The sequence below is a fragment of the Saliphagus infecundisoli genome (assembly GCF_020177375.1).
Taxonomy (GTDB): domain Archaea; phylum Halobacteriota; class Halobacteria; order Halobacteriales; family Natrialbaceae; genus Saliphagus; species Saliphagus infecundisoli.
On the sequence record NZ_JAIWHV010000002.1, the window covers coordinates 177,764 to 198,311 of the forward strand.

General features: G+C 63.7%; 8 protein-coding genes, 2 tRNA genes and 3 rRNA genes. 7 read left to right on the forward strand and 6 right to left on the reverse strand.

From position 1 onward, the window contains the following. Nucleotides 1-6 precede the first annotated feature (6 nt). Entirely contained in the window at nt 7-7,023 is a 7,017-nt protein-coding gene (locus LCF40_RS05715) for an LAGLIDADG family homing endonuclease (protein ID WP_224827713.1), read from the reverse strand. A 1,096-nt stretch (nt 7,024-8,119) separates the two neighbouring features. Here LCF40_RS05715 and LCF40_RS05720 point away from each other — a divergent pair. From LCF40_RS05720 to LCF40_RS05745, 6 genes are all read left to right on the forward strand, one after another. Continuing rightward, nucleotides 8,120-9,594: ribosomal RNA gene (locus LCF40_RS05720) — 16S ribosomal RNA — on the forward strand. 112 nt (nt 9,595-9,706) lie between these two features. Next, nucleotides 9,707-9,778, forward strand: a tRNA-Ala gene (locus LCF40_RS05725). Nucleotides 9,779-10,006: 228 nt separating this feature from the next. Continuing rightward, nucleotides 10,007-12,923: ribosomal RNA gene (locus LCF40_RS05730) — 23S ribosomal RNA — on the forward strand. A gap of 115 nt (nt 12,924-13,038) precedes the next feature. Continuing rightward, a 5S ribosomal RNA gene (rrf, locus tag LCF40_RS05735) occupies nt 13,039-13,160 on the forward strand. Together the 16S, 23S and 5S rRNA genes with 2 tRNA genes alongside form the textbook arrangement of a ribosomal RNA operon. A gap of 195 nt (nt 13,161-13,355) precedes the next feature. Further along, nucleotides 13,356-13,431: transfer RNA gene (locus LCF40_RS05740), tRNA-Cys, on the forward strand. A gap of 257 nt (nt 13,432-13,688) precedes the next feature. Further along, nucleotides 13,689-14,702 carry an LLM class flavin-dependent oxidoreductase gene (locus tag LCF40_RS05745; RefSeq protein ID WP_224827714.1) on the forward strand — a complete coding sequence of 338 codons (1,014 nt, stop codon included), beginning with the start codon at nt 13,689-13,691 and terminating at the stop codon, nt 14,700-14,702. 42 nt (nt 14,703-14,744) lie between these two features. Here LCF40_RS05745 and LCF40_RS05750 read toward each other — a convergent pair whose 3' ends face one another. Together LCF40_RS05750 and LCF40_RS05755 are read right to left on the reverse strand one after the other, a co-directional pair. Next, nucleotides 14,745-15,152, reverse strand: coding sequence for a JAB/MPN domain protein-containing protein (locus LCF40_RS05750; protein WP_114577916.1), 408 nt, complete (start codon nt 15,150-15,152; stop codon nt 14,745-14,747). Between the two features lie 30 nt (nt 15,153-15,182). Continuing rightward, complete coding sequence (locus LCF40_RS05755) at nt 15,183-15,869, reverse strand: hypothetical protein (RefSeq protein WP_224827715.1); 687 nt, start codon at nt 15,867-15,869, stop codon at nt 15,183-15,185. 170 nt (nt 15,870-16,039) lie between these two features. Here LCF40_RS05755 and LCF40_RS05760 point away from each other — a divergent pair, with 170 nt between their 5' ends. Next, entirely contained in the window at nt 16,040-17,554 is a 1,515-nt protein-coding gene (locus LCF40_RS05760; RefSeq protein ID WP_224827716.1) for a TrkH family potassium uptake protein, read from the forward strand. A gap of 24 nt (nt 17,555-17,578) precedes the next feature. On the opposite strand, the gene LCF40_RS05765 is transcribed toward LCF40_RS05760, so the two are convergent. From LCF40_RS05765 to LCF40_RS05775, 3 genes are all read right to left on the reverse strand, one after another. Further along, nucleotides 17,579-18,757, reverse strand: coding sequence for an aspartate kinase (locus LCF40_RS05765; protein WP_114577913.1), 1,179 nt, complete (start codon nt 18,755-18,757; stop codon nt 17,579-17,581). Between the two features lie 144 nt (nt 18,758-18,901). Beyond that, nucleotides 18,902-19,330, reverse strand: a complete 429-nt coding sequence (locus LCF40_RS05770) for a universal stress protein (protein WP_224827717.1) — start codon at nt 19,328-19,330, stop codon at nt 18,902-18,904. Nucleotides 19,331-19,363: 33 nt separating this feature from the next. Then, a complete protein-coding gene (locus tag LCF40_RS05775) occupies nt 19,364-20,539 on the reverse strand; it encodes an inorganic phosphate transporter (protein ID WP_224827718.1) in 1,176 nt (391 codons plus the stop codon). Between the last annotated feature and the right edge of the window lie 9 nt (nt 20,540-20,548).

The window sequence follows — 20,548 nt, forward strand, 5'->3', positions numbered from 1 at the left end:
CGCGAGTCAGGTCGTCCGGAGGTGATCCATGCTCGGCTCGTAGACCTCCCCTTTCTGTTTGAGGTTCTCAATCTCGTGTTCGGCTTTCGACTCCTCTAACCCGATCTCCTCGGCCCGGTCGAGGACGATGTCGACCGGCGCGCCCTCGTCGTACTCCTCCTCGATGTCGGTAATGAGCTGCTTGATGTTCTTGATCCGGTCGCGCTGGGATTTCGAGGTCCCCGCCTCGACGATGTCGGCGTCGAACTCGCCGGTCTCGGGGTCGACGCCGATGTCCTGGAGACACGACCGGACGATCTCGATCACCCGTTCTGCGTCGGCCAACTCGACGGTATCCGAGAGCCGGATCCGGGCGCTTGCCTCCGAGAGCCGGACCAGCGCCTCGAGTTTTCGGGCCGTGACCGGCACGGGGGCGTCCTCGTCGGTCCCCTTCGAGCGCAGATCGACGTAGAAATCGCGGATCTCCTCGCGGGCCGCCTCGGTCATCCGCGGGTGGCAGTTCTGTTTGGCGTGGGCGATGTACTTCCGGAGGAGTTCGGCGTCGATCGTCGGATCGACCTGCTCGGTCATCTCCGTTATCTCGTCGGCCGACACCTCGAGGGTGTTCATCTCCTCGCGCTGGGTCGTGAGTTCGCCCGCGTAGTTCGTCGTGAGGATGTGTTCGGCCAGATTGCGGTCTTTCTCCTCGTCGGGCTTGTCCGTCACGGTGAAGATCAGGTCGAACCGCGAGATCAGGGCGGGCTCGAGCTCGATCTGTTCGCTGATCGGTTCGTACTGGTCGAACCGGCCGTACTTGGGGTTTGCCGCGCCGAGCAGCGAACACCGCGATTTCAGGGTTGCGTTGATCCCCGCCTTGCTCACGCTGATCTGTTGTTGCTCTAAGGCCTCATGCATGGCCGACCGGTCCTCGGAGTTGTGGACGACCATTCCGTTCGCGATGAAGTTGTGTGTCCCTTCGACGGTCAGGTCGTAGACTCGTGGCTGTTCCCGGCGTTCGATTTCGTCGAGAATCTCCGATACTCGAGACCGTTTCGTATCGAGTAGCTCCCGACACTCGGAGCGAACTGTATCGAAGTTCCCGACGTCGGTCTCGCCCGCAAACAACCGTGAAACGGTCGAACCAGCGACACCCATCTCCTCGGCGACCTGCTTGAGAGAGATTTCGTACGCCTCCAGCCGGGTTCGAAGTTCGTCCCACGTTTCTACCGCGCCGTCGTTTTCGAGCAGGGATCGTGCCTCCTCTCGGACCGAACCGACAGTGGTCACGCCGACTTCGTCGGCGAGACGCTGTTCGAGAACCCGGACTCTGGTGTCGATATGTTCGCGCGAATCGATCCGTCGAACGCTTTCCACTCGACGCCACTTCACGTCGCCCCTGATTAGCTCTCGAAGCGGGTCCAGATCGACCGAGGCTGGCGTCTCGAGGAGTTCGCGGAGTCGGTTCCGGACCCGTTCTCGGAGCTGGGAACCGTCACCCCAGCGGACCGAGAGTTGCGACTGAGAGATCGACATTTCTTCGGCTAACTCCTGCTGGGGGACGTGATACCGTTCCCGAAGCACGGCGAGTCGATCCCAGGACGTCTCCGTTGTAAGTTCGTCGTAATGGTCGTTCGCCTCCATCCGTCGGTTTTCGAACGCCTCGAGGACGCGCTTCGAGAGACGGATCGACGCGTTCGCGTCACCGTTTTCGAAGTTGCAGTAGGTCGAATCGTGTTCGAGGCCACACTCCGACTGGTGGAGGCGGAGCGCACCCCGGGTCTGTTCGAACAGTTCGCCACACTCCGGGAGCACGTCTATGATGGTTCGAGTTCCGGTGGTCCGTTCACAGGCACGCTCTAACGCTTGCCGTTTTCGCCCGAGCGTGAACCCAATGTGGCGCTCGAACGCGGCAAGCGATTCGTCGGACGTGATCGCGAGAACGAACAGGTCACGTCCTCTCTCCCGGGACCGCGTCTGTATCTGGCTCGAGACGCCGAACTCGAGCAACAGCATCTTCGTACCGAGCAATAGTTCGTAGCTCGAGGAGGCTATTTTGACGGCGCGCTCGCCGACCGTTCCCTCGGAATCCGCGAGCGCACGGACGAAGGCCGCTTTCGTCTCCCGGGACGCTTTCGTTACCGTCTCCGGAAGCCGTTTGCCGTCGTAGTTTTCGAGGTTCGTTCCGGCGTCAAGGAGTTCGTCTACGTACTCCTTCCCGTGGACGCGGACCGTTTCGACGCCGTCGTCTCGTCGTTCGCTCGGGTGACGAACGGCCCGCGTATCGAACGCGTTCGCACACGCCGTTTCGAAGTCCCGAAGCAGTTCTTCCTCTTTGTTCGTAAATCGGATCCCATAGACGCCTTCCTTCCGGTCATAGAAGACGTTACCATCACCGGCGAGGTATCCGAGGATAGCCCCGTGCGAGGGTGAGAGATGGTCTATTTTCTGATCCGGCCTCCCCGTCGGCAGGACACTGACCCCACCGTCCGTCACTTCTTCGGGAATCCGTCCGGGAACGAAAACCCAGTCGTCTTCTTCCAGGTTCTGTGCTTGACGCTCGGTTCGTTCTCCGCCGTCCAGAACGAAAAACGGGTGGTCGGCGGTCGTCGTTAGCCGCTCTCCACTCTCTAGTTCGACCCGTCGGAGTTCGTTCGGTGAGCCGTACTCGTGGACTGCGAGCACGTCCCGCTTGACGATGCTCCCGTCTTCGTCCATCGTCCAGACGTCCACATCGACGTTCCGGATCGTTCGTCCGTTCTCGAGTTCCTCGATACTTCCGCTGTCTACTACATCGTGTGCGAGTTCACGGATCGGCTTGATTCCGTTACCGGTCCGGACCAGCGTATCCCCGGTGACACACCGCATCTTGTCGAGTTCGTCGATCGCCGCGATCCCACGATCCGCGAGGACGAGCGCGCCCGCCTCCAGGGTCCACTGCTGGCCGTCGCCGAAGTCGTCACGGACGGCGGCGGCAGTGTTGTGGGTGACGATCCCGTTCCCGACGAAGTTGTGCGTCTCCGGGACGGTGAGGTCGAACACTTCCTTCTCGCCGGTATCGACGGCGGAGACGACCTCGTCCCAGCGAAGGTCCGCGTCGATGACGTGGGCGACGGTTTCCTCGGCCGGAGCGAGGTCGAGGTCCTCGAGCATCCGGCGCGCCCGGGATCGACTCGGATTGTCGCCCCTGCGGACGTTGTTGTGGTAGTCGCCGGCTACGCCGCCGTCGGCGGCGACGAGTGCGGGGCCGACCGGCATCGTCTCGCGCTGTCTGCGCTCCTCTCTCACGACCCCTTCGAGCGCTCGCCGTTTCGCATGGGAGTCGAACCCGATCGCGTCCGCGTAGCGGTCGATGTCGGCGCCGAACATCTCGACGAAGTACTGGACGTGCTTCGACTCGATCGTCTGCCCGTCAGCGAGTTCGTAGGTTCCCCGCCGGTCACGTTCCCTGACTCGCGAACGGACGCCGTAGGTCTCCAACACGAGCTGGATCTGGTCTGCGAGGCGCTCGCTGATGGTCGAAACGAGGACGCTCGATCCGCCATCGTCCCGGGCGGACACCGAGCCGTCCGCGTCCATCAGCCCGCGGAGGAACGCGTCGGCGTGTTCCGCGGTCGTCAGCTCGGGGGCGAGCGCAAGGTCGTCTTTCGGCGTCGCCATGCCGGCGTTTTCGAACAGCCTGGCGATCGTCGCGCTGTTGACGCGGATGCAGGGGACCCGGTCGTCCTGTCGTTCGATCGCCGGCCGCTTGTCGAACTTCTCGGCGAAGATCTTCGCTGCGCGCTCGAGCAGCGCTTCGTCGCCGTTCGAGATTCGGACCTGCCCTCGGTTGCCGCCGCGTCGATCGATCGAGATATCGCCGTCGCCGAAGACGAGCCCGAGCAGGTACATCAGATCCGCATCGAACCGCTCGGGAAGCGTGATCGAGTCGCCGTGGCGTATCATCAACCGATCGAACTCGACGTCCTCACGGGTCGCGCCGACCGCATCCAACATCCGGTCTACCTTCTCGAGAGGAACGTAGCGGTTCTTGAGGTGGAGATAGATGAAGTCCTCGGAGAGGTCGAGCGCGGCGGCGGCGTCCCGAAGGGTTCCGAACTCGTCGGTCAGGGACTCCCGCAGGAACTGGACGGAGTCGTCGGCGAGTTCGATCTTTTCCGTTGTGAGTTCCATGAAGTCCCGAACCGACCGCTCTGCTCGTTCTACGTTGTCGTACTTCGGAATCGCGACGTGATCACCCGGTTCCACGTCGGTGATCTCGGTCCACTCGATACCGGACTCGCCACAGGTCAGAACGGGGGTGTTGACCGATGCCTCGAGTTCCTTCCCGTCGTTCGTCTCGATCCGACGACACGGCTTCTCGGGCATCCGCCAGACGTGCGAGGAGTCCGCCTTGATCATCTCCCCTGCGTTCCGGTCGAACGTTCGTACACCAACCTCCTTCTCGACTGCCGTCTCGGCCGAAACCGATTCGGGGAGTTCCCCGGAGACGACGTCCTCGATCCGCCGGAACCCGCTGTCGGTGTGGATCGTCGTATCGGCGGTCACACAGAGCCCTGCACTGCTACTGCCTTTCCCCGACGTGTACACCGAGCGGGGCGCGATGTTCTGGATGTAGCTCAGCATCTGGGAGTTGTGCGAGATGACCCCGTTCGAGACGTAGTTGTGAGTCCCCTCGACCTCAAGGTCGTATACCCAGTCATAATCGGGCTCGACCTCGTCGATGGACTCGATCCGCTCCCAAGCGACGTCTCCAGTAGCAAACCGCTCGAGGTCGCTAACACTCGTGTCCAGGGTGCCACCGTCCGTCGAGACGACCTTTTCGGGCTTGTGTTTCTCCGTTCCAAGCGCGTCGTTGAAAGCCCTGATGACTTTCCGGAGGTTTTCTCGACTCGGGTTCTTGGATCCGCGTTCGTAGTTTTGATACGTCGCTTTGGGAAGCCCGCAGTCGGCCTGCGTGATCGAGAGCGATTCCCGAATCCGACGAAGCTCCGAAGCGAGGTTTGGAACGACATCGAGGTCCGTATTGGCCTTCGTTCCGGCGTGCTCCAGTGCAGCCTGTTGCTTTCGCTCGGTTATGAATCCGATTTCAGCGACGTACTTTCCGAACTCGTTTCCGCTTATTCTGAGACGGTAGCTCCCGTTATCCCTCTCGTGTAGCTGTGAGCGAACTCCGAGCGAGAGGAGCAGTGTCCTCACACCCTCGAGTAACTCCCGACTCATCGACGTGACGGTTATCTCTCGCTGCGATACCGAAACGTGTCCTTCACCTTCGATGAACGCTTTGAGGAACTCCGATCTAGTCGAGTCGGAGCCACCGAAAACGGGATCGGGAACGCACTGTTCGCTGGACGGCCGAAGAATACGCGGTTCGATCGACTCGAGGAAACTGACGAACTCCCCCGCCGAACAGAGCAGTTCACGAGCGTCATTTCCTTCGTGTGGTTCGCGTTCGGTGGTGTCGAGCCCTAACGTCTCCAAAGTATCTGCTGTGTCGTTCAGTACTTCCCTGTCGTTGTTCGTAATCGAAACGAATCCCGTATTATCGTCGCGCTTTTCGACGTACCCTTCCGCGACGATATAGCCGACCAATCGGGCCAATGCAGGCGTCCACTCGTTCGGTGGGTCGAGTCGAACGGCGTTTCGCGATCTGGATCGGCGAAAATCGATTTCCAGCGTATCGTCTCCGTTCGTCGGGAGAGTTCGAGGCGTAGCGATGAACCGTCCTTCGGTGAGTTCGTCTGCAGCTATCGGACTGAACTGACCCTCGTGCTGTACGAACAAGGGATGGGACGGAGTCACCTCGAGTTCGCGTCCGCTCGAGGTTCGTATTCGATACATCCGCTCGGGCGCTTCTCGTTTCCAGACTTTCGTGGCTTGCCGTGTTCCCATCGTCCCGTCGTCTTGGAGAGAGGGGACGTCGATATCGACCTCGTCGTACCAGCCGTCGTCGACCGGCTTCGGATCGTTGAGGTTGGATTCGACGAGATCGCGGATCCGCACGTCCTGTCCGTCCGCGAGCGTCACTCTCGTATCTCCGCGGACGCACTTCCCGGTGCCCGGGTCCCCGATCAGGAGCATGTGGAGGTCCCCCCGGATCCGCGAGCCGTCGGGGAGATGTTTGGTGACGCCCGAGAAGAGCTGGAGCATCATCGCGAGTTTCTCCTGTTCGTAGCCGTAGATCGAGGGCGCGATGGACTCGACCATCCGCTCGTAGACGTCCTCGCTTTCCGAGAGCTGGTAGATACGCTTTTTGTCCTCGTCGGTGATGTCCATGTCCTCGAACTGCTCTTCGTCTACCTCCACGGACATCCCCTCCATGTAGAAGTCGAAGACGGGGGACTTGTCCTGGCCGTCGCCCTGTTGTTCGAGCCGGAGGACGCCCGCCGCCGAGACGTGGTCGCCGGGGGTCACCTCGCCCGTGATGTCGTCCTCGACGTGGACGTCGATCGCCTGGGGAGTTTCCCCGCCACGGAGGCCCTCGGGGCTCTCCTGGATCCGGAGCTTCTGGGAGTCGACGAACTCGGACTGATCGAAGTTCACCCGGAAGGGTCCCTGGCGTTCACAGCCCTGGCACTCGTGGGGTTCCTGGAAGTCGCCGCTGGATTGCGGTACCCTGGTAAGAGTGCCACAGAGCTGGCACTCGAAGGCGGCCTCCTCGACTTTCGGGCGGACGTCGGTCGCCTTCCGGACGATGCCCCGGACCTGCACCAGGGTGTTCATGTGGCGGGCCCGGATCTCGCGGATCTCGGGGGACTCCGTGTCCGCGAGCCCGCGCACGCGAACGTGTGCCCGTCCGAGACTGACGTCGATCGGGAGGTCGTAGAGCCGCAGCGCCTCCTCGGCGTACTGCTGGAGCTGTTCGGGCTGGCTGATGAAGTCGTCGGCGAGGTCGGGATCGAACCGGTAGAGGTCCTGCCAGTCGACCGACAGCGAACGCTGTTCGTTGGGGTATCGCTGGGCGAGCTGTTTGACCTCGTTGTCGTAGTAGTTCCTGAAGAACTGCTCGAACGCGTCGACGAGTTCCGCGTTGCCCGCTTGCGCCATTGACCTCCCCTAGCGCTCGATGGTCTATAAACCGTCGCTCCTCGAGATTCGGATCGCGGCCGGCGGCTCGGCGGGAAGCCCTCGCCCGGCAACGGACTGCACAACCGCTTTTCGGATCGACGCGCTGGCATCGGTATGGTCACCGATCCGGTGTGTGGCTCGGAGGTACACCCACAGGACACCGAGGGACAGTCCGAGAAAAACGGGAAGATGTAGTACTTTTGCTCGCTCGACTGCCGCGAGTCGTTCGAACAGGACTCCGACGCCTACATCGACTGAACGGACTCGTTTTTGCGTGGGGCCGACTCTACCGGAGATCGAGTAGTTCATACACGCGCGCACCCTCGCGTGTGAACGCGCGGGAATCATCCGATCAGACCACGCCCACGAGGGCGGGATGACCGATCGACCTCCACCCGCGCGACACTCCTTCGACGTATCTGATCGAGCCGCCGCTTCGTTTAAGTAGTGTAAGGTGTCGGTCCTGGCGGTGGAAAACCGTGCCATGGTATCGGGTTTCGGAGCGCCTCCAGTCCGACGGCGTTATATGTACCCCACTCCTCGGATGGAACGCAAACGACGTGGTCCACGCGGCCACGTCCCCTCCGGCCGAGATCCGGCACGGGGGTCGGCACACATCCGCGCGCCGCCGAGCGGTCGGCGGGGTGCGAACGACGACGCCGGGTTCCGGCGGCCGTCGCGAGACGACGCCCTTATATGATAAGGGCGGATACGAAAAGTCACGCGACGGTCGTTCCGGATGCGACTTCCGGCGCGATCCGTTCCGAAGCCCTTATCAGTACAAGGGCACTCGGATGTGATGCGAAGAACGCGTGAGTGACGGGGCGTTCGACTCGCTTCGTCGTCTCGGACGCGAGGTCCGAAGGGGTTAAGTACCCTTCCGGGCCTACAAAGAAGTCCGAAGGAGATGAGGATTCCACCCCTGCGGTCCGCCGTCAAGATGGAATCTGATGTTAGCCTTGACAGTTCGGTGACGCCCGATCGGTCCGACCGATCGCGATCACCGAACGGACCAAGTTACGTGTGAGTGTGTTTACACACTCCGCCAAACTCCCTGGCATCGCCAGGGAATAGCATTCCGGTTGATCCTGCCGGAGGTCATTGCTATTGGAGTCCGATTTAGCCATGCTAGTCGCACGGGTTTAGACCCGTGGCGGATAGCTCAGTAACACGTGGTCAAACTACCCTGTCGAGCGCGATAACCTCGGGAAACTGAGGCTAATAGCGCATACGGCTCGGTGCCTGGAACTGGCCCGAGCTCGAAACGCTCCGGCGCGACAGGATGTGGCTGCGGCCGATTAGGTAGACGGTGGGGTAACGGCCCACCGTGCCCATAATCGGTACGGGTTGTGAGAGCAAGAGCCCGGAGACGGAATCTGAGACAAGATTCCGGGCCCTACGGGGCGCAGCAGGCGCGAAACCTTTACACTGCACGACAGTGCGATAGGGGGACTCCAAGTGCGAGGGCATATAGTCCTCGCTTTTCACTACCGTAAGGTGGTAGTAGAATAAGTGCTGGGCAAGACCGGTGCCAGCCGCCGCGGTAATACCGGCAGCACGAGTGATGACCGCTATTATTGGGCCTAAAGCGTCCGTAGCCGGCCGAACAAGTCCGTCGGGAAATCCGCACGCCTAACGTGCGGGCGTCCGGCGGAAACTGTTCGGCTTGGGACCGGAAGGCTCGAGGGGTACGTCCGGGGTAGGAGTGAAATCCCGTAATCCTGGACGGACCACCGGTGGCGAAAGCGCCTCGAGAGGACGGATCCGACGGTGAGGGACGAAAGCTAGGGTCACGAACCGGATTAGATACCCGGGTAGTCCTAGCTGTAAACGATGTCTGCTAGGTGTGGCGCTGGCTACGAGCCAGCGCTGTGCCGTAGGGAAGCCGTGAAGCAGACCGCCTGGGAAGTACGTCTGCAAGGATGAAACTTAAAGGAATTGGCGGGGGAGCACTACAACCGGAGGAGCCTGCGGTTTAATTGGACTCAACGCCGGACATCTCACCAGCACCGACAGTGTGCGATGAAGATCAGTGTGATGAGCTTATTGGAGCCACTGAGAGGAGGTGCATGGCCGCCGTCAGCTCGTACCGTGAGGCGTCCTGTTAAGTCAGGCAACGAGCGAGACCCGCACTCCTAATTGCCAGCAACACCCTTGTGGTGGTTGGGTACATTAGGAGGACTGCCAGTGCCAAACTGGAGGAAGGAACGGGCAACGGTAGGTCAGTATGCCCCGAATGTGCTGGGCTACACGCGGGCTACAATGGTCGAGACAGTGGGATGCCACGCCGAAAGGCGGCGCTAATCTCCGAAACTCGATCGTAGTTCGGATTGAGGGTTGAAACTCACCCTCATGAAGCTGGATTCGGTAGTAATCGCGCCTCAGAAGGGCGCGGTGAATACGTCCCTGCTCCTTGCACACACCGCCCGTCAAATCACCCGAGTGAGGTCCGGATGAGGCCGCCGTAACGGCGGTCGAATCTGGGCTTCGCAAGGGGGATTAAGTCGTAACAAGGTAGCCGTAGGGGAATCTGCGGCTGGATCACCTCCACTGATCAGGACCGGGGCGACGCCCCGGCCTACTATTCGGTCCGTTCGCGATCGCCCGTCGTCCGACCGGGCACCTTTGAACTGTCAAGGCTAACCATCCCCCGCGAGGGGGTGGGCCCATAGCTCAGTGGTAGAGTGCCTCCTTTGCAAGGAGGATGCCCTGGGTTCGAATCCCAGTGGGTCCATACGTCGGGGTCGAGGTCGAACCGTGTCCCTTAAGTGGGAGACGGCGCTACGATCTGATCCCGAAGACCGATGCACCACCCCGCGCAAGCGTGGGTGGGAAGGGTTGATGCATGCCAGCCGTCTACTGGCGTGCGGATGAGACCGTGTGTACGTGTAGTCCAGGCGTCCACTGGACCCGTTCCCGGGTCACTAGCGTTGCACTCAGTGCAGCGTTACATCCGATCCGTAGAACGTGGCTACTGTGCCAGCTGGTGGATAGCTCGGCTCGAGTGCCGATGAAGGACGTGCCAAGCTGCGATAAGCCCAAGGGACCCGCATGGAGGGTAAGAACTTGGGATCTCCGAATGGGAATCCCCACCGCAATTGCTTCGCGCAATGGGGAACGCCGGGAATTGAAACATCTTAGTACCGGCAGGAAAAGAAAGCAAACGCGATGTCGATAGTAATGGCGAATGAACCCGACACAGTCCAAACCGAAGCCTTCGGGCAATGTGGTGTTCGGACTGACTCTCACTCTCAGAACTGCGACACGAAGTCTCCTGGAACGGAGCACGAAACAGGGTGACAGTCCCGTACTGTCGAGTAGTATGAGACGCGTCAGTACCAGAGTATCGGGGGTTGGATATCCCTCGAGAATTTCGCGGGCATCGACCGCGAAGACTAAACACTCCTCGAGACCGATAGCAAACAAGTAGCGTGAGCGAACGCTGAAAAGCACCCCACAAAGGGAGGTGCAATAGTTCTTGAAATCAGTTGGCGATTGAACGACGGGGCATACAAGGCCCCGCGGAAAACGAACCAGGTGCGAACCTGTAGTAGGACCCGCGGGGAGCCGATGTTCCGTCGTACGTTTTGAAAAACGAACCAGGGAGTATGCCTGTTTGGCGAGTCTAACCCGATCATCGGGGAAGGCGAAGGGAAACCGATATGGCCGCAGTCTTACGACGAGGGCCACCGTGTTCAAGCGCGGGGAGTCAAACGGGCATTACCCGAAACCGGACGATCTAGACGTGGGCAAGGTGAAGCGTGCCGAAAGGCACGTGGAGGCCTGCTAGAGTTGGTGTCCTACAATACCCTCTCGTGACCTACGTCTAGGGGTGAAAGGCCCATCGAGTTCGGAAACAGCTGGTTCCAACCGAAACATGTCGAAGCATGACCTCTGCCGAGGTAGTTCGTGGGGTAGAGCGACGGATTGGGGGATCGCACTCCGAGAGGAGTGTGCCCCCCTGTCCAACTCCGAACCTACGAACGCCGTTGACGCGGGGAATCCGGTGCGCGGGGTAAGCCTGTGTACCGTGAGGGAGACAACCCAGAGCTGGGTTAAGGTCCCCAAGTGTGGACTAAGTGCGATCGAAGGTGGTCTCAAGCCCTAGACAGCCGGGAGGTGAGCTTAGAAGCAGCTACCCTCTAAGAAAAGCGTAACAGCTTACCGGCCGAGGTTTGAGGCGCCGAAAATGATCGGGGCTCAAGTCCACCACCGAGACCTAGCGGCACCTGTCACAAGGTGATCCAGTAGGTTGGCATTCCGTTCGGGTGGAAGCACGGGAGAGATCTCGTGTGGACCGTGCGGTAACGAAAATCCTGGTCATAGTAGCAGCGTTAGTCGGGTTAGAACCCCGACGGCCGAACGAGTAAGGGTTCCTCAGCAATGCTTATCAGCTGAGGGTTAGCCGGTCCTAAGTCAGCCCGTAATTCGAAGCTGACAAATGGGAAACAGATTAATATTTCTGTGCCGGTATGCAATAAAAGTCGACGCTTTGGGGCCGCCCAAGCCGGGCTTTCGCCCGGTCGAATCATCAAAATTCGTGGAAGCCGTAATGGCACGAAGCGGATGAACGGTGAGATAGCGCAAGTTGGGTCAACCTAGAGCCCGTGAAAAGACGAGCATACCGTCCGTACCGAGATCCGACACAGGTACTCATGGCAGCGAAAGCCAAGGCCCGTCGGGAGCAACCGACGTTAGGGAATTCGGCAAGTTAGTCCCGTACGTTCGCAATAAGGGATGCCTGCCCCGCGAAGGGGCAGGTCGCAGTGACTCGGGCGCTCCGACTGTCTAGTAACAACATAGGTGACCGCAAATCCGAAAGGACTCGTACGGTCACTGAATCCTGCCCAGTGCGGGTATCTGAACGCTCAGTACAATGAGAAGAAGGACCCGTTAACGGCGGGGGTAACTATGACCCTCTTAAGGTAGCGTAGTACCTTGCCGCTTCAGTAGCGGCTTGCATGAATGGATCAACGAGAGCGCCACTGTCCCAACGTTGGGCCCGGTGAACTGTACATTCCAGTGCGGAGTCTGGAGACCCCCAAGGGGAAGCGAAGACCCTATAGAGCTTTACTGCAGGCTGTCGCTGAGACATGGCCGCCATTGTGCAGCATAGGTAGGAGCCGTTACACAGGTACCCGCGCCAGCGGGTCACCGAGGCATCATTGAAATACTACCCGATGGTGGCTGTGACTCTCACTCCGGGAGGAGGACACCGGTAGCCGGGCAGTTTGACTGGGGCGGTACGCGCTTGAAAAGATATCGAGCGCGCCCCAAGGTTTCCTCACTCGGGTCGGAGACCCGAGTAAGAGTGCAAGAGCATAAGGAAGCCTGACAGTGTCCGGCACAACGACGGACGCTGACGCGAAAGCGTGGTCTAGCGAACCAATCATCCTGCTTGATGCGGGAGATTGCTGACAGAAAAGCTACCTTAGGGATAACAGAGTCGTCACCCGCAAGAGCACATATCGACCGGGTGGCTTGCTACCTCGATGTCGGTTCCCTCCATCCTGGCCGTGCAGAATCGGCCAAGGGTGAGGTTGTTCGCCTATTAAAGGAGGTCGTGAGCTGGGTTTAGACCGTCGTGAGACAGGTCGGCTGCTATCTATTGGGGGTGTTACGGTATCTGACGAGAACGTTCGTATAGTACGAGAGGAACTACGAATGGGTGCCACTGGTGTACCGGTCGTCCGAGAGGGCGAGTGCCGGGCAGCTACGCACCACGGGGTAAGAGCTGAACGCATCTAAGCTCGAAACCCGCTTGGAAAAGAGATACCACTGAGACCACTCCTACAAGAGGAGTTCGATAGACTCGGGGTGTACGCGCCAAGGCAACGAGGCGTTGAGCCCGCGAGCACTAACAGGTCGAGCCACCATTCATACGCATGGATCGTACGGACCCGTTGAACGGGTCCAGGCGCTAACTGGACTACACGTACATACGGCAACCACCGACGGTGGACCACGTCGTGGTTCGATTCCACGAGTCGGCGTTAGGGCGGCCACAGCGGCGGGGCAACTCCCGTACCCATCCCGAACACGGAAGATAAGCCCGCCTGCGTTTCGGTCAGTACTGGAGTGCGCGAGCCTCTGGGAAATTCGATTCGCCGCCCCCATTCATTACTTGCCCCGGAGTGGCTTCGCCACCCGGGGCGTTCATCATCACGAGGAGCGATAGCTCCCGCCACTACAGAGATCGACGGACAGAGGGTACCGGGCGCTCGAGGCGATCCTCGAGCGTCCGACCGCTCGCCCGCGGTCGTGGTGGACCGATACAGTTAACCACACCAGCCCACTACCCCGATTTGCGCGCCAAGGTGGCAGAGTCCGGCCTAACGCAGCGGCCTGCAGAGCCGCCCATCGCCGGTTCAAATCCGGCCCTTGGCTCTTCCTGCGGTGGATACTCATCCCGTAGATCCCTCTCTGACGTGGTTTTTGAAGCGGCTCCGATCGAATCCACGAGCGGGCTTGACCGATCACGTGCCGGCAGTCGCTGGTCGCTTCGGTGTCGAAGAACACACCCGGACTGCCCTGCCTCATATCTCCACCTTGTCGCGAGAGGAACTTAAAGGGAACCGGCGTCCGCGGCCGGAGCGGCCCCGGTTCCCACGAGTCATGTGTCCCGAGTCACAAACCCGAACCGAATGGATCTCTCGATCGTCGACATCGCGCCCGTTCGTCAGGGGGATACGGCGACGGACGCCTACGAGCAGTCGGTCCGTCTCGCGCGGGCGGCCGAACGCCTGGGCTACTCGCGCTTCTGGGTCGCCGAACACCACGGGCTGGCCGACGCCATCGCGAGCACCACCCCCGAGGTGCTCATCCCCCACATCGCCGCGCACACGGAGGAGATCCGCGTCGGCTCGGGAACGGTCCTGCTCAACCACTACAGCCCGTTCAAGGTCGCCGAGACGTTCGCCTCCCTCGACGCGCTCGCCCCCGACCGGATCGACCTCGGACTCGGCCGAGCAACCGGAATGCCCGCCGCAGACCGGGCGCTCCAGGGCGGGGACCCACGCCCCGGCGACGACCACGCCGAGAAGATCGAGGAGACGACGAGACACCTCGATGGGGCCTTCCCCGACGACCATCCCTACAGCGGGATCGAGATCCCCCGGTCGGGAGCGGGCACGCCCGAGGTCTGGGTGCTCGGCTCGAGTCCCTCGAGCGCGGAGATCGCGGGCGAACTCGGCCTTCCCTACGCGTTCGCCGCGTTCATCCGGCCGACGGTCGCCCCGCGGGCCATGGAGGCCTACCGCGAGGCGTTCCGGGCCTCGGAGTTCGATCTCGGACTCGACGAGCCCCACAGTATGCTCGCGGTCAACGTCGCCTGCGGGGAGACGGATCACGAGGCCGCACGGCTGCGAGCCTCCTCGGAGGCCGCCTACCGGCGGATGGCCCAGGGGGCGTTCGGCCCGCCGCCGACCGTCGAGGAGGCGGTCGACGAGCTCGGCGGCGTCCCCGAGCCGACGCCGGCCGATCTCGAGCCGGGCGAGTGGCCGCGGGCGATCTCCGGGAGCCCCGAAACGATCGGAACGCTTCTCTCTCGAATGACCGACGCGGTGGGCGCGAGCGAGGTGATCGTCCAGAACCTGATCGAGGATCCCGACGACCGGGTCCGGTCACACGAGCTGATCGCCGAGGGCGTCGGCCTCTGATAGGGTCGGAGACGACCCGGAAGTCCCCGATCGGCCCGCGGGCTACTCGAGGAACTCCGTGGGTGGCGCCGCGTCGACGACCGCGAGTTCGCGCCGGCGTCCCCGCCGGTCGAACGCCCGGACCGACTCCCGGTCCCAGGGCGGGACCGTGACGAGGACGACCTCCGCGAGGTCGTCGCCCTGGGTGACCGACAGCTCGCCCCGGGGGTGAGAGACGAACCGCCCCCCGACCTGGCCGGGGGGCGTCGAGAGGTCGACGCCGAAGACGGCGGCCACCGACCGGCCCGCATCGGGGAGGTAGAAGTCGGTGAAAACGGTCGCCTCCGGCGGGAGCGCGTCGTCGACGTCGGGAGCGGGCGTGGCCGAGAGCGCGATGGTCACTCCGTCGGGATCGGCGTCGCTCGCGAACTCAAGGAGGACCGCCAGCAGTCCGCGGGTGACGTAGACCACGACCGGTTGAGGGCACCGAGCGGGTTAGACCTATCGCGCCATCCCCCAGAGGGTCTCGGCACACAGCCGCGGGATCCGGGCGCGGGCGCCCGACAGCGCGTCCGACAGCGCCCGCGAGGCCCCCGAGGTGACTCCCGCGCCGTGGCCGACGAGAACGGTCTCGACGTTGCCGACGAACCGCCCGAGCGCCGCCCGCGGCGGGACCGCCCGGCGCATCGGGTGGACCCCGAGACGTTCGTCGCCCGCGAGGAAGTACGGCGCCGTCCCGACCGACTCCGGGACGATCAGGACCCCCCGATCGGGTTCGTAGAGGGCGACCTCGTTCCAGAACCGGCTCTCTACGACCGTGTGGCTCTCGAGGCCGCTCTCGCCGAGTTCGTTCCCGAAGCGGGCGATCGGTGTCCGGTCGGGGAGCTCGCCGCGGCCGTCGAACGCCTCGGGGAGCCAGACGGGAACGTCGTGGCGCGTTGCGATCGAGGCGGCGTCGCGGGTGTGGCGATCGAGGGTGACGGCGACGCCCTCGACCTCGCCGTGTTCGGCGAGCAGGTCGTCGAGCCCGGGGGCGTCGACGGGGTCGATCAGCCAGAGGCCGTCGTCGCCGGCGACGGCGTGGCTCGCGCGCTGCATCGTCTCCTCGGGGTGGGCGATCCAGCCGACCCCGCCCGCGACGCGGTCGATCGGCTTCGGGCCCGCACTCTCGCCGGCAGGTGGCGTCATGGAGCCGTTTGGGGTCGCGAGCCCTTAAATTCGGGTCCGCCGGAAACCGGGGCGGCGGACGGGCCGTCGGCGGCCGGGTATGGGACCACTTATTCCGTGGGCGTCCGGAGGGCCGGTGTGATACAGCGTCGAGAGGCGAACCGACGGTCGAGGCGGGCCGGCGGTCCGCGATGAGGGTCCGCGTCGACTGGCGATCCAGCGCCAGCCTCGTCGGGACGGTGCTCCGGTGGCTCGCGGTTCCCCTCGCCGTCCCGCTGGTCATCGCGATCGTCGACGGCGAGGACGTCCTCGCGTTCGCCGGCGCGATCGCCGTCACCGTCGTCGTCGGCACCCTCCTCGAACGACTTCGCGACGATCGCGACCTGGGCCAGCGCGAGGCGTTTCTCGTGGTCGCGGCCGTCTGGTTCGCCGTCGCCGGCGTCGGCGCGATCCCGTTCGTCCTCGCGGATCCCGGAAGCGTGACCGACTCGCGGGCGCTCGCCCACCCGGTCAACGCCCTCTTCGAGAGCACCAGCGGGATCACGACGACGGGTGCGACCGTCCTCGCCGATTTCGGGGCCCAGTCCCGAGCGGTGTTGCTCTGGCGCCAGCTCCTCCAGTGGCTCGGCGGGCTGGGGATCCTGGTCGTCGCGATCGGCCTGCTCTCGAACCTGATGGTCGGGGGCGCACAGCTGATGGAGACCGAGACCCAGACCAGGAACGTTCACAAGCTCCGGCCCCGGATCGCCGAGACCGCCCGGCTCATCTGGGGGCTGTACGTCGGGCTCACCCTCGTCGCCGTCGTCGTCCTCTACGGGCTCTACCTCGTCGGGGCGGCGCCGAACATGGACCTCTTCAACGCCGTCTCGCACGCCCTGACCAGCGTCGCCACCGCCGGCTTCTCCCCCCATCCCCAGAGCGCCGGCGGCTTCTCGCCGGCGGCCCAGTGGGCGCTGATGCCGTTTATGACCCTCGGGGCGACGAACTTCATCCTGCTGTACGCGCTCACCCGCGGGGAGTGGCGTCGGCCCGCAGAAAGCGACGAGTTCCGGTTCTACGTCGGCTTCCTCGCGGTCGCCTCCCTGATCGTCGTCGCCCTCCTGGCGGGCGACCCCGAGTTCGATGGCGGGCTCGAGCCGACGGTCCGCCACGGGCTGTTCAACGTGATCTCGATCACGACGACGACCGGCTACGCCTCCGTCGACTACACGTTCTGGACGCCCGCGGCCAAACACCTCCTCTTTCTGTGCATGTTCGTCGGCGGGATGGCCGGGAGCACGACCTGTTCGATCAAGACGATCCGGTGGCTCGTGATCCTCAAATCCCTCCGGCGGACGCTGTTTCTGGCCGTCCACCCCCAGGCCGTCCGCCCGCTTCGGCTGGGCGACGGCGTCGTCGAGGAGGAGACGATCCGGGACGTCTTCTCCTACGTCTTGCTCGCGATCCTGATCTTCTTCGGGCTGACGGTCGTCGTCGTCGTCGACTCGGCCCGCGTCGGCGGGGCCATCGGCGAGTTCGAGGCCATGGGCGCCGCGGCCTCGATCTTCCTCAACATCGGCCCCGCCTTCGGCGCAGCGGGCCCGTTCGACAGCTACCTCGTGTTCCCGACGTCCACCCGCGCGGTGATGGTCGTCATGATGTGGATCGGCCGGATCGAGATCATCCCCGTGCTCGTTCTGTTGACCCCCGCCTACTGGCGATCGTAGCCGGCTCCTCGGGGCAACGAGTATCTAGAACAGTTCCTGGGTGATCTCTAGGGTCTCCTCGCGGTCGTCCCAGCGGACGAACAGCGCGACGCTGGTCGCGCTCGTGATGATGTCGTGGAGGTTGATGTGGGCCTCGCCCAACGGATCGACGATCTCGCTGACGATCCCTGGCTGATTGGGGAGTTCGCCGCCGGTGACCCGGATGACGGCCGTCGGGGCGTCGACGGTGACGCTAGAGAGGGCGTCGCTGGCGACGACCTCGCGGTGGAGGATGGTCTCGGCCTGTTCTGCGTCCTCCTCGTCGACGTAGAAGGTGATGGTGTCGAGGCCGCTGGCGACCGCGTCGATGTTGACCTCGCTGTCGCCGAGAGCGGCCGACAGCGACTGGAAGACGCCGGGCTGGTTGCGGATCGCCCGGCCGGCGACGGTGAGACAGGCCAGCGGGCGCTCGCGCATGTCGACTAAGTTGCTGAACTCGCCCTCGATGCTCGTCCCCCCCGAGAGGAGGTCGCCATGCTGGTAGTGAACGACCCGGACGTCGAGTTTGCCGTCCTTGTAGGAAAGCGCCGAGGGGGCGACGACCTCCGCACCCCGAAAGGAGAGGTTGCGGAGTTCGTCGACCGAGATCTCGCCGACGTTTCTGGCACCCTCGACGACGTGGGGGTCGCCGGTCATCACGCCCTCGACGTCGGTGACGATGACGACCTCGTCGGCGTGCATGTACTTGCCCAGCATGACCGCGGTGGTGTCGCTCCCGCCGCGCCCGAGCGTCGTCACGGAGCCGTCGGTCCCCTCGGCGAGAAAGCCGGTGATCACGGGGACGGCCTCGCCCAGCGAGGCGGCGACCTCGTCGGTCCGCCGGCGGGTCTCTTCGACGTCTACCTCGCCGATGTCGTCGGTGACGATCGGCCAGTCCTCGCTTCCGGGCTCGAGAAACCGGGCGTCGATCCCGCGGGAGGCCAGTGCCGCCTTCAGCATCCGCACCGAGATCCGCTCGCCCATGCTGACGATCTGGGAGCGGTCTTCCTCCTCGGCGTCGAAGGTGATCTCCGAGAGGAGGTCGTCGGTCATCGACCCCATCGCGCTGGCGACGACGGCGATCTCGTGGCCGTCCTCGACGGCGGCGGCGATCGAGTCGGCGGCCCGGTTGATCCGGTCGCCGCTGCCGAGGCTGGTGCCGCCGAACTTCGCTACGACCCGCATCGCGCCCCCCCGTCGAGAACCCTGGAAACGGTGGATATCCCTGCCATCGTGTGCCGATCGGTTACCGGAGCGGGGCAATAACGCTGTCCCTTCGGGAGACCCGGCCGGGAGCGGGGGTCATCCTCCGACGGGGCCGGGAGACCGTCAGCGCACGATCGTTACCGGCACCGGCGCCCGCTTCGAGACCGTCTCGGCGACGTTGCCGACGAGAAACCTGTGGGTCACGCGCTCGCGGTCGGCGCCGTGGGCCCCGATGACGACCGCGTCGTACTCGTCGGCACGGTCGATGACGTTCCGGGCAGGGTGGCCAATCCCGACGACCGTCTCGATCTCCCGGCCCTGCTCGTCGGCGACCTCGCGGGCGCGTTCGAAGACCGGGGCCGCGCGCTCGGCGGCCGCCGCGTCCAGGTCGTCCTCGAGGGTGAGTCCCACGGCCTCGCCCATCATCATCGACGGGACGCCGACGACGTGGAGGACGGTCACCTCCGCGTCGGGGTGGTTGTCCAGGGCGTACGCGAGGGCGCGGCCGGCAGGGTCGGAGTTGTCCATCGGGACGAGGATGCGCGAGAGCATACTCGACGTAGGCGGCCCGGGACCGTAAACTCCCTAGGCGACCCCCGGGAAGGCGACGAAGAAGCCGTAGGCCAGAAGCGTCGACATCGAGGGACCGATGACCCACATCGAGACGTACTTCATTACCGCCCGCGGGTTGAACAGATCGCCCGCGCGGAGCACCTCCGCGGGCTCTTCCTCGCCGATGGGGGCCGCCGGCTCGTCGGCCGTCTCCGCGGCGGTGATCGCGCCCGGGACGATCTCGTGGTCGCCGGCGTTGCGGGTGACCGCCTCGCGGACGGTGACCGGGCGGGTCGCCCGACCCCAGCCGATGCCGACGATCGTCATCACTGTCGCCATCACGAGGCTGATCGGGATGCCGATGGCCGAGAGGGCGGTCGTGATCGTCGAGGCGGTCACCATCACGAAAAGAGCCGCGAGCAGCGGGATGTCGCTCAACTCGCCGCCGACCGACTCCATCGTCCGACGGGCGATCGTAAACCCGCCGAGGCCGATCGCGAGCGTGGCGATCACGACCGCGGTGGTCACCTCCAGTCCCGCCTCGCCGACCAGCGGCGCGGCGGCATTGGGCACGTTGCTTGCGCCGGCGCTGAAGGCCATGTAACAGCCGATGACGAGGACGACCGCCGTCGTGGCGAGCTCGGCCCGGGTCGTGTTCGGTCCGAGCTCCGGCCGCGGGACCGCCCCCCGCCGGTCGAGGGCCAACAGCGGCCCCTCGGACTTCTCGATTCGCACCCGCCGGTTGATCTCGGGGTAGAGATACCGGCCGATGACGCCGCCGATCCAGAAGCCGATGATCGGCGTCACGACCCACCAGGAGACGATCCAGGCGATCGTCTCGTAGTTCAGGCTGTCGGTCGCGAGCCCCAGCCCCGCGATCGCACCCACCGTCGTCATCGAGGTGGGGACGGGCACGCCGAAGACGTTGGCGACGAGGATCCCCAGCCCGATGAAAAAGAGGACGGCGACCCCCGCCGACAGCGTGAGTTCGGTCGTGATGATCTCCCCGCTCAGCGTATCCATCACGTTCCGCCCGACGGTCATCCCTCCGAGGAAGACGAAGCCCGTCATCACCGCCGCCGCGGTCGTCTTCGTGACGATCTCTGCTCCCACCGCGGGCCCCCACGTGATCCCCGTCGAGGAGCCGCCGATGTTGAACCCGACGAAGATCGAGGCGACGATACCGACCAGGAGGAGCGTCTCGACCATCGGCGAACC